This window comes from Saccharomonospora azurea NA-128, from assembly GCF_000231055.2.
Lineage (GTDB): Bacteria > Actinomycetota > Actinomycetes > Mycobacteriales > Pseudonocardiaceae > Saccharomonospora > Saccharomonospora azurea.
This window is the reverse complement of record NZ_CM001466.1, coordinates 229,787-243,598: the sequence shown is the minus strand read 5'-3', so window position 1 is coordinate 243,598 and position 13,812 is coordinate 229,787. Positions and strand designations below refer to the sequence as shown.

Annotated in this window: 11 protein-coding genes and 2 pseudogenes; 7 read left to right on the top strand and 6 right to left on the bottom strand. The window is 69.0% G+C overall.

What is annotated here, in order from left to right:
• Positions 1-55: 55 nt before the first annotated feature.
• The 3 genes and pseudogenes from SACAZDRAFT_RS01190 to SACAZDRAFT_RS24040 all read right to left on the bottom strand — a co-directional run.
• Complete coding sequence (locus tag SACAZDRAFT_RS01190; protein ID WP_005437867.1) at positions 56-682, bottom strand: IMPACT family protein; 627 nt, start codon at positions 680-682, stop codon at positions 56-58.
• Positions 683-764: 82 nt separating this feature from the next.
• Positions 765-1,259, bottom strand: a pseudogene (locus SACAZDRAFT_RS01185) (SDR family NAD(P)-dependent oxidoreductase).
• A 139-nt stretch (positions 1,260-1,398) separates the two neighbouring features.
• A pseudogene (locus tag SACAZDRAFT_RS24040) lies at positions 1,399-1,578 on the bottom strand (acyl-CoA synthetase); the annotation flags it as partial.
• On the opposite strand from SACAZDRAFT_RS24040, the gene SACAZDRAFT_RS01180 reads away from it, so the two are divergent.
• From SACAZDRAFT_RS01180 to SACAZDRAFT_RS01165, 4 genes are all read left to right on the top strand, one after another.
• On the top strand, positions 1,535-2,002 hold the full coding sequence (locus SACAZDRAFT_RS01180) for an SDR family oxidoreductase (RefSeq protein ID WP_005437865.1): 468 nt from the start codon (positions 1,535-1,537) through the stop codon (positions 2,000-2,002). The pseudogene SACAZDRAFT_RS24040 and the gene SACAZDRAFT_RS01180 sit on opposite strands and share 44 nt — an antisense overlap.
• A gap of 318 nt (positions 2,003-2,320) precedes the next feature.
• Entirely contained in the window at positions 2,321-4,531 is a 2,211-nt protein-coding gene (locus SACAZDRAFT_RS01175; RefSeq protein WP_005437863.1) for a carbon starvation CstA family protein, read from the top strand.
• Complete coding sequence (locus tag SACAZDRAFT_RS01170) at positions 4,528-4,764, top strand: YbdD/YjiX family protein (protein ID WP_005437862.1); 237 nt, start codon at positions 4,528-4,530, stop codon at positions 4,762-4,764. Before SACAZDRAFT_RS01175 ends, SACAZDRAFT_RS01170 begins: the two co-directional genes overlap by 4 nt.
• Positions 4,765-4,893: 129 nt before the next feature.
• A complete protein-coding gene (locus SACAZDRAFT_RS01165) occupies positions 4,894-5,661 on the top strand; it encodes a VOC family protein (RefSeq protein WP_040927866.1) in 768 nt (255 codons plus the stop codon).
• 16 nt (positions 5,662-5,677) lie between these two features.
• On the opposite strand, the gene SACAZDRAFT_RS01160 is transcribed toward SACAZDRAFT_RS01165, so the two are convergent.
• Genes SACAZDRAFT_RS01160 through SACAZDRAFT_RS01150 form a run of 3 tightly spaced genes read right to left on the bottom strand, consistent with a single transcriptional unit; the run spans position 5,678 to position 7,517 of the window.
• Positions 5,678-6,577: a dihydrodipicolinate synthase family protein gene (locus SACAZDRAFT_RS01160; RefSeq protein ID WP_005437860.1), complete on the bottom strand. Its 900-nt coding sequence runs from the start codon at positions 6,575-6,577 to the stop codon at positions 5,678-5,680.
• A gap of 16 nt (positions 6,578-6,593) precedes the next feature.
• Positions 6,594-6,854, bottom strand: coding sequence for a hypothetical protein (locus tag SACAZDRAFT_RS01155; protein WP_005437859.1), 261 nt, complete (start codon positions 6,852-6,854; stop codon positions 6,594-6,596).
• A gap of 12 nt (positions 6,855-6,866) precedes the next feature.
• On the bottom strand, positions 6,867-7,517 hold the full coding sequence (locus SACAZDRAFT_RS01150; protein ID WP_005437858.1) for a GmrSD restriction endonuclease domain-containing protein: 651 nt from the start codon (positions 7,515-7,517) through the stop codon (positions 6,867-6,869).
• 285 nt (positions 7,518-7,802) lie between these two features.
• On the opposite strand from SACAZDRAFT_RS01150, the gene SACAZDRAFT_RS01145 reads away from it, so the two are divergent.
• From SACAZDRAFT_RS01145 to SACAZDRAFT_RS01135, 3 genes are all read left to right on the top strand, one after another.
• Positions 7,803-8,888 (top strand): hypothetical protein, encoded by a 1,086-nt coding sequence (locus SACAZDRAFT_RS01145; protein WP_232286326.1) that lies wholly within the window; start codon positions 7,803-7,805, stop codon positions 8,886-8,888.
• A gap of 272 nt (positions 8,889-9,160) precedes the next feature.
• The gene (locus tag SACAZDRAFT_RS01140) at positions 9,161-10,540 is read left to right on the top strand and encodes an APC family permease (protein WP_005437856.1); all 1,380 of its coding nucleotides are present in this window, start codon (positions 9,161-9,163) and stop codon (positions 10,538-10,540) included.
• A 258-nt stretch (positions 10,541-10,798) separates the two neighbouring features.
• On the top strand, positions 10,799-13,807 hold the full coding sequence (locus tag SACAZDRAFT_RS01135) for a family 16 glycoside hydrolase (protein ID WP_005437854.1): 3,009 nt from the start codon (positions 10,799-10,801) through the stop codon (positions 13,805-13,807).
• Positions 13,808-13,812 lie beyond the last annotated feature (5 nt).

Sequence of the window (13,812 nt, the reverse complement as noted above, 5' to 3'; positions counted from 1 at the left end):
GAACTCGTCGACATGCCTGGACGAGTCGCTCGGGCTCAGGACGAGGCCACGCTCGTCACGGCAGGTACAGGTCGCACGGGCCGGCGTCGAGGACGTCGAGCGTGTCGCCCACCTGTTCCGCCAGCCAGGCTTCGAACTCCTCCACGGCACCATCCTGGACCGCGACCGTGAAGGTGACGTCGGACCCGTACTCCACTCCGCGCAGCCGGTACGGCGAGTTGCGGAGCTGGTTCTCCAACCGCCCCGCCCGGTCGTGCGGGAGCGCCAGGAGCAGTTCGCGGTGGCGGACCCGGCGCAGCTCTCCCAGGACGTCCAGCGTCTCGGACAGCACGCTGGAGTAGGCCCGGACCAGACCACCGGCGCCGAGTTTGATGCCGCCGAACCAGCGCGACACCACGGCCACGACGTCGGTGAGCTCGCGCCGGGTGAGCACCTCCAGCATCGGGACACCCGCCGTGCCCGAGGGTTCGCCGTCGTCGTTGCTGCGTGCCGTCAACGCGCCGGTCTCGGGGTCACCGATGCGCAGCGCGACGCAGTGGTGGTTGGCGTTCGGGCCCGCGCGCCGGACCCGCGCGATGACCGCGTTGGCCTCGTCCACGCTGGTGACGCGGGCGACCGTGCACAGGAAACGGGACCGCTGGATCTCGATCTCGTGCTCCCCGTCGCGGGCGATCACCCGCATGGCCACACCTCACGTCTCACGCACTCGCCTGCTCGCCGCTCGCGTGACCGATCCTACGTCCCGTCCGGAGAACGCCCCCGCGTCAGCCGCAGGACATGGACAGTCCGCCGTCCACCGGGAGGCACACCCCGTTGACGTAGGCGGCGTCGTCCGAGGCGAGGAACAGGCTCGCGTTGGCGACGTCCTAGGGCGTGCCCATCCGGCCGGTCGGGCTCTGCGCGTGCCGCGCGGCGAGCAACTCGTCCACCGAGTCGGCCTGCGAGGCGAGTTGCCGACGGACCAGCGGTGTGTCGATGAAGCCCGGCGCGACGGCGTTCACCCGGATGCCGTGCGCGGCGTAGGTCAACGCGAGCGAGACGGTGAGCTGGTTCACGGCCGCCTTCGCGGACATGTAGGCGGGATAGGGGTATCCGACGTGGCGCATCCCGGCGATCGACGAGACGTTGACGATCGCTCCGCGGCCTCGCTCGACCATGGCGGGGAGCACGTGCTTGCACGCGAGGAACACACCGTCGACGTTGAGGCGGAACGCGCGCTGCCACTGCTCGTAGCTGAGATCCGCCGGGGTACCGAGCACGGTCACCCCGACGTTGTTGTGGAGGACGTCGATTCCCCCGAACACCTCGGTGACCCGGCGGGACGACCTCGTCGGGCTGGGGTGAGTCGGAGACCGCTACTCCCGCCACGGTGTCGGATGCCGGGGCGTCGGCTCCGATCCACAACGTTCCGCCGCGCAGGTCCGCGGCGTCCGAGACGGCGTCGGCGTGCTCGGCGTAGTCCACATGGCACACCAAGGCCGACGGCCGCGTCAGCTCCGCCAGTCCCGTCAGCTCGGCCGGGGTGAGCCGGTAGTTGGCGGGCGCGAACACGGCACCCACTCGCCAGACGGCGAACATCACCTCCACCAGTTCGACGTGGTTCACCACTCCGGAGATCCAGATCGGCGAGCTCGACCCCGGCTTCCGCGCGAGCGGCCGTGCGGGCGACGTCGGGTGCGGCGATCACCACCGCGGCCGCGCCGTCGGAGACGAGCGAGCAGTCCGTGCGCCGCAGCGGGTCGGCGACGAGCGGGTTGCGGTCCGACACCGCGTCACAGAAGTCGACGCCGAGGTCCTCGGCATCACCTGCAACTCGGTGGCGCCCGGCCCGATCGCCACGGCACTCACCCGGGACGTGACGTACGCGCTCGACGACCAGGTGATCAAGCGCATGGGCACCCCCGAGGAGGTGGGCGCCGCGGTGGCCTACCTCGCCTCCCCCGGCGCCGCGTACGTCACGGGCCAGGTCCTGAGCGTCTGCGGTGGTGCGGCCATGGGCTGAGTGGACCGCGGGTGGACTTTCCCGGGTCCTCCCGACGTCCTCGCCCGGTCGTGGACCACCTCCGCACATGACCACACAGCGTGTGCGGAGAACCACCCATTAGGAGTGATCAAATCGTGCGGAGTTCGTGATACACCTCTGTGCCTGATGCTCACGAGTCGTGCACCTGCCCCGGGAAGGAGGCGTGACCGAACCCCGCGGGGCGACCGGACGGTCGCACGCCTCGAGCGACATCATCCGACGACGCCCGGCAGGCACCGCTGAGCACGGGACCGAACACGTCGTCGGTCGATCGCACACACACGCGCAGGAGCACACATGGCAACGGTCGGACATCCCCCGGTCGAAGCGAACGAGAAACCGAAGTGGACACCGGGAAAGATCGCGCTCTGGGTCGCGATCTCCCTGCTCGGTGGCACTGCCTGGTCCGTTCTCGCGCTGGCCCGGGACGAGCACGTGAACGCGATCTGGTTCGTCTTCGCGGCACTGTGCTCGTACGCCATCGGTTACCGGTTCTACGCGAGGTTCATCCTCACGAAGGTCCTCAAGGCCGACGACAAGCGCGCCACACCGGCCGAACGGCTGGAGAACGGCGTCGACTACAACCGCACCGACCGCCGGGTGCTCTACGGGCACCATTTCGCGGCCATCGCGGGCGCGGGCCCACTGGTCGGCCCGGTGCTGGCGGCGCAGATGGGTTACCTGCCGGGCACGATCTGGATCATCGTCGGCGTCGTGTTCGCCGGCGCCGTGCAGGACATGGTGGTGCTGTTCTTCTCGATGCGCCGCAACGGCCGGTCGCTCGGCCAGATGGCGCGTGACGAGATCGGCCCGGTCGGCGGCGTCGCCGCGCTCGTCGCCGTGCTGTCCATCATGATCATCCTGCTGGCGGTGCTGGCGCTCGTGGTGGTCAACGCCCTCGCCGAATCGCCGTGGGGTGTGTTCTCGATCGCGATGACCATCCCGATCGCGTTCCTCATGGGCTTCTACCTCCGGTATCTGCGGCCCGGCCGGGTCACGGAGGTCAGCCTGATCGGCTGCGCGCTGCTGCTGCTCGCCATCGTCGCGGGCGGCTGGGTCGCCGACTCCTCGTGGGCGTCGGCGTTCACGCTCGACAAGGTGACGTTGGTCTGGTGCCTCATCATCTACGGCTTCCTGGCCTCGGTGCTGCCGGTCTGGATGCTGCTGGCGCCCCGCGACTACCTGTCGACGTTCATGAAGGTCGGCACCATCGGCCTGCTCGCGGTGGGCGTGCTCGTCGCGATGCCCGCCACCACGATGCCCGCGTTCACCGACTTCGCGTTCAACAGCGACGGGCCGGCGTTCGCCGGATCGCTGTTCCCGTTCGTGTTCATCACGATCGCGTGCGGTGCCCTGTCGGGTTTCCACGCCCTGGTCTCCTCGGGCACCACGCCGAAGATGGTCGCCAAGGAACGCCAGGTCAAGCTCATCGGCTACGGCGGCATGCTCACCGAGTCGTTCGTGGCGATCATGGCGCTCGTCGCGGCCTGCGTCATCGACCAGGGCCTGTACTTCGCCATGAACTCGGCCGCGGGTGCCACGGGAGGCACCGCCGAGGGCGCGGCGCAGTTCGTCAACGGGCTCGGTATGGCCGGGGTGTCCACCTCACCGGAAGCTCTCGACGCGGCCGCGGCGGCGGTCCAGGAGGAGTCGCTGGTCTCGCGCACCGGCGGCGCGCCGACCCTCGCCGTCGGTATCTCGGAGGTCCTCGGCGGTGTCTTCGGCGGCGAGGGCGCGAAGGCCTTCTGGTACCACTTCGCGATCATGTTCGAGGCGCTGTTCATCCTCACCACGGTGGACGCCGGAACCCGCGTGGGCCGCTTCATGCTGCAGGACACGCTCGGCAACGTCGCGCCGAAGTTCAAGGACCCGTCGTGGCGTCCGGGTGCGATCCTGGCCAGCGCGCTGATCGTGGCCGCCTGGGGCTCGATCCTCCTGATGGGTGTCACCGACCCGCTCGGCGGCATCAACACCCTGTTCCCGCTGTTCGGTATCGCGAACCAGTTACTGGCCGCCGTGGCGCTCGCCGTGTGCGTGACCATCCTGTGCAAGACCGGACGCGTCAAATACGCCTGGGTGCCGGGGATCCCACTGGTGTGGGACGTCGTGGTGACGTTGACGGCGAGTTGGCAGAAGATCTTCAGCAGTGACCCCAAGATCGGGTACTGGACGCAGCACAACGCCTACAAGGACGCCCTCGCCGCCGGTGAGACGTCCATGGGGCCGGCCGAGAACGTCGCGCAGATGGAGCAGGTCGTGCGCAACACGTTCATCCAGGGGAGCCTGTCGATCCTCTTCGCCCTGCTGATCATCGTGGTGCTCGTCGACGCGGTGCGGAAATCGATCAATGCGATCCGCTCCGGACGCATCAGCGACACCGAACACCCGGCGGAGGAGTCGCACGTGTTCGCGCCGTCCGGCCTGTTCGCGACGGCGGAGGAGAAACGCCTCGAAGCCGAGTGGCGTGCGTGGGAGGAACGGCAGGATCCCACCGAGGTTCGGGCATGACCGACCGTACGGAGCTGCGCCGTCCCGGCCTCGCGAGGGCCGGGGCGGCGTTCGCCCGCGGGTGGCGTGCCGTCCAGTGGTACGTCAAGGAGGTCGTCGGCGAGAACGACTACGACCACTACGTGACGCACCTGCGGCGGCACCATCCCGACGCGCAGCCGATGTCGCGGCGCGACTTCGAACGCGCGAAGGTCGACCGGATGGACACCGACCCGGGCTCCCGCTGCTGCTGACGTTCCCGGCGCGGTCCGGTCGGTGTTTGACGCCCGAGGGGCCGGGAATGCGGCGGCATGCGGGCCGCCGCCGTGGGCGGTCCGGCACACCGGCAGACCCAGCCCGACACGGCCCTCGCGGGAGAGACGATGACCGAGCTGACCACCGCCCAGCCCCCCGGGACACCGACCTGGATCGACCTCGGCATCCCCGAGCTGGATCGCGCCATGGACTTCTACGGCTCCCTGTTCGGCTGGGAGTTCGACGTCGGACCCGAGGAGACCGGCCGCTACACGATCTGCCGGCTCCGCGGTAAGGCGGTCGCGGGGATGATGGCCAACCCCGACCCGGACGCGACCGACTTCTGGTGGAACCTCTACTTCGCCACCGACGACTGCGACGCGACGACCGCCAAGGTCGACGGCGCGGGCGGCACCGTGATGTCCGAGCCGATGGACGTCATGGACCAGGGCCGGATGGCGATCATCAAGGACCCCACCGGCGCGACCTTCGGCCTGTGGCAGGCGGGTGCGCACCTCGGCTGCGAGCTCGTGAACGAACCGAACACCCTGCTCCGCAACGACCTCGTCACTCCGGACCCGCAACCCGCCCGCGACTTCTACGCCGCGCTCTTCGACTACACACTGGACTCCAATTCCGACATGCCGGACATGGACTTCACGTTCCTGCGCCGACCGGACGGCCACGAGATCGGTGGCATCCTCGGTGATCCCTCGGCCTCGAAGTCCCGCTGGGGCACGCTGTTCCAGGTCGCCGACACCGACGAGACGTCCCGCCGGGCCGTCGAGCTCGGCGGCACCACGCAGGAACCGTTCGACATGATCTACGGACGGCTCGCGGTCATCACCGATCCGTTCGGCACCGAGTTCGAGGTGGGGTCGCCGAAGAAGGACTGAGGCGACCGCAGTCCGGTCAGGAGTCGAGGCCGAGAGCGTCGACCAGCCGGGCCACGTGGGCACGCTCGGCGTCGTCGAGTCCGAGGATCGGCAGCGGCAGGCACGAGCGCCGCACCAGTCCCCGCTGTTCGGCGATCGCGGCGGTGACGCGCAGGCTGCCGCCGAGGGTCGCGAACGCCTCCCACAGCGGGGTGAGCCGCTCGGATTCCGCCAGCGCCGCCCGGTGATCGCCGGTGCGCGCCGCGCGGGTGATGCGGAGGGCGAGTTCGGGCAGGGTGCCGCCGATGACCGAGTACCAGGCCTCGCACCCGGCGGCCAGCCCCGTCGCCGCCGCGGCGTCGCCGGACACCCCGATCGTCACCCGCTCGGGCACGACGGCGCGGATCCTCGCGACGTGCTCGCGTGCCTCGGCGAGATCGGCGGGCACACCCGGGATCTTGATCGACGCGATGCCCGGCAACTCCGCGATCCGCGCGTACAGGTCCAGGCCGAACGTGAAGTGTGTCGTGCCGGGATTGTCGTAGACGATGACGGGCACCGAGCTGTTCTCGACGACCGTGCGAAAGAGGGTGAACACGTCGTCGGCGGTGAGGGGCTGGTAGGTCATCGGCGCCAGCAGCAACCCGGCTGCTCCGGCCCGCTGCGCGTCCTCGGCGTGCGCGAGCACCTGCGACGTGCGCAGCGCGCCGATGCCGACGAACACGGGCGTCGACCCCGCGTGCTGGACGGCCAGCCGCGCCACGGTGGCCCGCTCCTGCCGGGTGAGGTAGGCGTACCCGCCGGTCGAACCGAGGGCCGTGATCGAGTCGACCCCCGCGGCACTCAGGCGCCGCACGAGCGTCGCGACGCCGTCCTCGTCCACCGCGTCGTCGACGAGCGGCGTGAGCGGGAAAGCGCTGAGCCCGGTGAACGTCACGACGGCGAGTCTCCTGTCAGCGGCGCCGCGGGCCGGGCCGGTCGAGGAGGTTCACCAGCAGACGGTGCACGACCTCGTGGTCCCGTGGGTCGTGCAGGCGGTAGTCGGCGCCCTGGAGCGTGTACCACTCGTGGGCGCCGACGTAGCGGATCGCCAGACTCAACGTCCCGTCCTCGCCGCAGGAGGTGTGCAGTTCGAGGTCTCCGGTGATCACCCCCACCTCGTTGGTCATGACACCGTCGGAGGTGGCGCTGATGGTCGAGACCAGGTCCGGCATGGCGAACTCCCGTCAGCAGGTGCTGAGCATGCTCTGCAGCGCGCTCTTCTCGGCGGACTGCACGCTGAGCCCCCAAGCGTACTTGGTGCGGATCCACATCTTGCTGTACGTGCAGTGATACGTGGCGCGCGGCTTCCAGGAAGCGGGGTCGCGGTCGCCCTTCGCGCGGTTCGACGCCGCACTCGCCGCCCTCAGCTGCGGCCAGTACAGGTCGTTGGCGAAGTCCGCCCGTTTGCTGGTGGTCCAGCTGCTCGCGCCGGACCGCCACGCCTCCGCCAGCGGAACCACGTGGTCGATGTCCACTTCGGAGGCCGAGTACACGGTGACGTTGTCGTAAGGGCTGTACCAGCGGCCCGAGGTCGGGTAGCAGTCGTTGCCGACGGTGACGTCGATGCCGTCGCGCTTGAGCACCTCCTCCCGGGCGTTGCAGTTTCCGGACACGGCGTTCCAGTGCGGGAACGCGTCGCGCGAGTAGCCCGTCATGGAACCCTCCGGAGCCACGCGCAGCGCGTTGAGCTCGGCCTGCGCGGTCGCCTTGGTGGGGATCCGGGGAGCCGTCGCCGCCGCGGGCTGGGCCACGGCGACGAGCAGGGCCGCCGTGACCACCGTGGCGAGCACGACGCCGAGCCACGCTCGAAGGGACAGAATCGACGTGTGGGGCACAGCAACCTCCAGGTCGTCGAGTGATCAGCTCGAACAATGATCAACTCGATCACCGTGAAGGTCGAGGTCGACGAGCACGTACCAGCCGGATGGCTCAGGGGCGAACAACGGCGGTCCGGTGTGAACACCACCACGAGGCCCGAAAGATCCCACTGTGACCGTTTACGCTCAGGCCGCTGAGACACCGGCCGGGGCGTTTCGGGGCGTGCGCGTGGTCGACGACCGCGCACGGACGAGCGGCTGTGTGCAGTCCATGCTGCGCAACGAAGGGGTACCTGAAGAACAATGCGTAGATTCCGTGCACGTCCCGCTGCGATGGCGGGTCTGGCGACAGCGGCGGCGCTCGTGCTCCCCGCGTGTGGAGGAGGGGCCGACGCGGACCTGGCGTCCGCCGACGTCCCCGACGACGCGTTCCAGGCCGAGGCCGACCTCGCGGGAGTGACGAGCAGGTCGATCGACGCTTCGTTCTCGGACGTCGACGACTCCGACGACGCCCGCGTGCTCGCGCCCGGGGTCGAGTTGAGCATCACCGGCATCGCGCAGCTCGACACGATCACGGCCGACCTGTACGCCGACCTCACCGGCTCCTCGCCCGGAACGACGGACACCGGCGAGCCGATCGAGGCCGTCCATCCCGCCGAGGGGCAGACCTTCTACGCCGTCGAGTACACCTCCGACGACCCGCAATGGGAACCGCGTGGGGAGATTCCCGACAGCGAGGTGTCCGTGGCGATCGACGGCAACGCCGTGTTCGAGGTGTTCGACACCTCCGAGGGCACGATGCACCGGGGCACGATCGTGGTCAGCGTGCCGGAGGACCGGGGCCCGGACTCCGCCGTGCTCGAAGTGGAGACCGACGGGAAGTTCCAGAGCCTGAGCCTGATCGACGGGCATCGCGTCGCCAGCGACGTCGACCACATCTACGAGACCGTCGGCCACGGCGTCGACGTCACCTCAGCCGAGGAGTTCGAGGAGACGTTCACCGGGTGGACGGGTGACACGCAGCGGATGGCCGGCTCCGTCGAGAGCGCCTTCGTGACGCCCTGGCTCCACCGCGGCGACGGCGGCGACGGGTGGGCCGACGCCAGCAACGTGTATCTCTCGGTGGAGATGAGCTGGGCCGAGTTCAGCGCCACCAGCTTCGACGAGTCGACCATGCACCTCACGCTCGACAACGGCAAGACGGTGCGACCGGACAACGATCCCTCCGGTCTCCGCAGCGCGTTCCAGAGCAACGCGGTGTTCCAGATCCCCGCCGACACCGAGTCCGTGACCGTGGTGGTGGAACCACAGGTCAAGGTCGGTGCCGGAAACTCCGCCAAGGTGCACGACTGGGAACCGTTCACCGCGGAGCTCACCGTCACGACGTAAGCCTCGCCCGAACGGGCACTCTCGCTCGGACTCCACTGCACGGGCTCGGCAGCGGAGTCCGAGCGTTCTCGCCGAGCTGACCTTCCGCTTCCACCGGATCTCCCGCTCATGTTCCTCGCCCGTGGCCCGACCGCGTCCACGTCCGTGCCGCATCGCCTCGTCGCAGAGTGGGTAGTCCCCCGCGGACGTACCACCACCGCGGCACCCGACGTCCGGGCGGGGCCACACCCCCGCCCGGACGCGCCGCGCACTTCGCGACAGAGGAGAAGAACGTGCCCGGCGAGCCCCCTGCCGTGCCGAAGGTCGCCCTCAAGAAGGCGATCGGCCCCCGGATGCTGCTGTTCTTCATCATCGGGGACATCCTCGGGACGACGATCTACGCGCTCACCGGCGAGGTCGCGGGCAAGGTCGGCGGAGCGCTGTGGCTGCCCTTCCTGATCGCCTTCGTCGTCGCCTTCCTCACCGCGTTCAGCTACCTGGAGCTGGTCGGCAAGTACCCGAGGGCCGGGGGCGCGCCGCTGTACGTGCACAAGGCCTTCGGCGTGCACCTTCTGACCTTCCTCATCGCGTTCGCGGTGATGAGTTCGGGCATCACCTCGGCATCGTCCGCGGCGCAGGCGTTCAGCGGCGACTACCTGGAGGCGATCGTCGGTGAGAACGTCTCCGGCTGGGCGTGGCTCGTGGCGATCGGGTTCCTGGTACTCCTGTCCGTGATCAACTTCCGGGGCGTCAGCGAGTCGGTCCGGATGAACGTGGTCCTGACCTGTGTGGAGATCACCGGACTGCTCATCGTGATCGTGTTCGGTGCCTACGCCCTGTTCACCGGGACGCACAGCCCCGACATCGACCCCGACCCCGGTCGGCTGGTGAGGTTCGATCCCGACACCACGCCGCTGCTCGCGGTCACCTCGGCCACCGCACTCGCGTTCTTCGCGATGGTCGGCTTCGAGGACTCGGTCAACATGGCCGAGGAAACCAAGAACCCCACCAGGTCGTTCCCGCGCGCTCTCCTGCTCGGAATGAGCATCACCGCCACCATCTACCTGCTGATCGCGCTGATCACCTCGACCCTCGTGCCGACCGACACGCTGGCCGCCTCCGACGGACCGCTGCTCCTGGTCGTGCAGGCCGCGGCGCCGTGGTTCCCGCCGTTCGTCTTCTCGTTGATCGCCCTGTTCGCCGTCACCAACACCGCCCTGATCAACATGATGATGGCCAGCAGGCTCGTGTACGGCATGGCGCAGGAGCACGTCATCCCGTCGCCGTTCGCCGTGGTGCACCCGGCCCGCCGCACGCCGTGGGTCTCGATCCTGTTCACCAGCCTGCTCGCGGTGATCCTGGTGAGCACGCTGGAGATCGCCGATCTGGGCAGCACGACGTCGCTGCTGCTGCTCGCCGTGTTCACGGTCGTCAACATCGCCGTGCTCGTGCTGCGGCGCGACGAGGTCGAGCACGAACACTTCCGCGCACCGACCTGGGTACCGATCCTGGGAGCGGTGACCTGCGCGTTCTTCGCGAGCCCGCTGTCCGGCCGGCCCGCCACGGAGTACATCGTGGCGGGCATCCTGCTGGCGATCGGCCTCCTCTTCTGGCTGATCAACGCGCTCGTCGAACGCCGCACGACATTCGATCCGGGCAAGCTCGGCAAGTGACCGTCCCCGACACAGCCGTGTCCGCCGTCTGCGTACGCGTGTTGGCGTCGCACGGCGCGAACACGCGTACGGGAAGCGCGGACACGATGCTGAGGGCGACTTCTGGGTATCGCACTACTCGTTCTGCATGAATTGAACAAAATCCTCTCGACGGCCGCGTGACGGACTTCTATCGTCACGTGCACGACGCGTCGGCACTCCACACGTGTTGCCCGGTGATCGACCCCGCAGCGATCCGCCACGCCACGAGGAGCGTGAATGCAGCCGAAACCGTCCCGCCGCCGCCCATCCGGACGCAACACCACCGTCAGAGTCGTCAGCGTCCTCACCGCCTCGATGGTCACCACCGGACTCCTCCTCCCGGCCCACGCCGCAGCGCAGGCCGACATTCCCCCGCAGGAACCGGGTGTCACCCTGCGGGTGTACGACGTGCAGCAGCCGATGAGCGAGATCTGCACACTGAAACCCGGTCAGACTCCCAACGTCGACGTGCTGAAGCCCGCCATCGACTGGACCTCCACCGAGGACTTCGGTGGCATCGACGACCACTTCGTCTCCCACGCCATCGCCAACCTCGACGTCGCCGAGGACGGCGAGTACACGTTCCGGCTCACCAGCGACGACGGCTCGCGACTCACGATCGACGACGACGTCGTCATCGACCACGACGGTCTGCACGCGGCCGAGCCGAAGGAGGGCACCACCCGCCTCACCACCGGATATCACTCGCTGCTCGTCGAGCACTTCGACCGCACCGGCGAGCAGCAGGTGACGCTGGAGTGGCGGCCGCCCGGCGCAGCGGATTTCGAGGTGATGCCGAGCTCGGTGCTGAGCACCGACGCCGACGTCGTCCGCGTCACGGCGCCGGGCCGCAAGGAGTGCGAGAGCGGCACCGACACGCCGGGCGACGGGATGCCGCTCACCGACGTGCACCCCAACTACGCACTCACCGATCTCCGTCCCGAGGGGTTCGAGCCACAGGTGTCGGCGATGGACTGGCTTCCCGACGGCCGGTTGGCGATCGCCACCTGGGGCGGCACGGACAACGTCACGGGTGAGGTCTACCTGCTGGACAACGTCACCGGCGACACCAGCCCGGAAACGGTGAGCGTCACCCGCGTCGCCGAGGGGCTGAAGGAGCCCATGGGCCTGGCGGTCGTCGACGGCACGATCTACGTGTCGCAGAAGCACGAGCTGACCGAACTGGTCGACGTCGACGGCGACGACGTCGTCGACGAGTACCACACGGTGGCGACCTGGCCGTTCAGCGACAACTTCCACGAGTTCGCCTTCGGACTGCTCTACCGCGACGGCTTCTTCTACGCGAACCTGTCGGTGGCCATCGACTACGGTGGCGCCACCACCGATCCTCAGCCGTCGGAGAATCGCGGCACGACGATCAAGGTGAACCGCCGGACCGGCGAGGTCTCCCACGTCGCGGGCGGGCTGCGCACGCCCAACGGCCTCGGCTGGGGTCCGGGCGACGAGCTGTTCGTGACGGACAACCAGGGCGGCTGGCTTCCCGCCTCGAAGCTCGTCCACATCAAGCAGGACCGGTTCTTCAACCACTACACCAATCCGGCCGGCCCCTTCGACGAGCAGCCGGTGACCAAGCCGGTGTTGTGGCTGCCGCAGAACGAGATCGCCAACTCCCCCAGCACACCGCTGTCGGTCGAGGAAGGCCCGTTCGCCGGGCAGCTCCTGTTCGGCGACGTCACCTACGGCGGTATCCAACGCGCCTTCGTGGAGAAGGTGAAGGGCGAGTACCAGGGCGCGGTGTTCCGGATGACCCAGGGACTCGAGGTGGGCGTCAACCGCATCACCACGGGCCCGGACGGCGCGATCTACCTGGGTGGCCTCGGCGCGGGAGGCAACTGGGGCCAGGAGGGCAAGCTCACCCACGGCCTGCAGAAGTTGACCCCGACCGGCGACAACGCGTTCGACATCCGCGCGATGCGCGCCGTGCCGGGCGGGTTCGAGCTCGAATACACCCGTCCCGTGTCGGAGGAGACGGCGCAGGACCTGGCGGCTCACTACCGGGTCACGCAGTGGCGGTACGTGCCGACGCCGAACTACGGCGGACCGAAGGTCGACGAGGAGACTCTCCCGGTGACGTCGGCGACGCTGTCCGAGGACGGCACCACGGTCACGCTGACCATCGCCGGCCTACGCCCCGATCGCGTGGTGCACGTCCGCTCGCCGAGGCCGTTCACCTCGGCCGACGGTCAGTCGCTGTGGAGCACCGAAGCCTGGTACACGCTCAACCGGCTGCCGGGCGCGGAGCCGCCGGTGACGACGTACGAAGCCGAGGAGGCGACGCTCTCCGGCGGCGCGGCCATCGCCACAAACCACATTGGATACTCGGGCGGTGGGTTCGTCGACGGCTACGGCACCGAGGGCGCGTCCACGACGTTCCACGTCACCGTGGAACGCGGCGGCGTTCACGACATCGGACTGCGCTACTCCAACGGCCCGAACCCCGCCGAGGGCACCAAGAGCCTCAGCATGGCGGTCAACGGCCGCGAACCCAGGCAGATCGATCTGCTCAGCACCGGCGACTGGGACAGCTGGTCCAGCCGGACGGAATCCGTGCGACTCCGAGCAGGGCACAACACCATCACCTACACCCACGGACCGGACGACATCGGGCACGTCAATCTCGACCTCATCACGGTGCACCGGCAGGGCGAGCGCATCACGTTGTTCGACGGGCAGAACCGCGGCGCCTGGCAACACACCGACGGCCGCACGGCGCAGTGGCCGCTGGTCGACGGCGCGATGGAGGTGTGCTGCGGAGACATCCGCACCGAGCAGTCCTTCGAGGACTTCCGCCTGCACGTCGAGTTCTGGCTGCCGGAGTATCCACCGGACGTCACCGGCCAGGACCGGGCGAACAGCGGCGTGTACCTGCAGGAACGCTACGAAGTTCAGGTCCTCGACTCCTACGGCAAGGTCCCGTTGAACGACGACGACGCGGCCGCGATCTACAAGTTCAAGGCCGCCGACGTCAACGCCGCGACAGCACCGGAGATGTGGCAGACCTACGACATCACGTTCCGCGCCGCCCGCTTCGACGACGACGGGAACAAGGTCGAGGACGCCCGGGTCACGGTGGTGTGGAACGGGGTCACCGTCCACGACGACGTCGCCCTCGCCGGCCCCACCGGCAACGGCCGCCCCGAGGGCCCCACCGCCGGGCGGATCCTCCTACAGGACCACGGCAACGAGGTCCGCTACCGCAACGTGTGGATCGAACCGCAGCGCTGATGTGG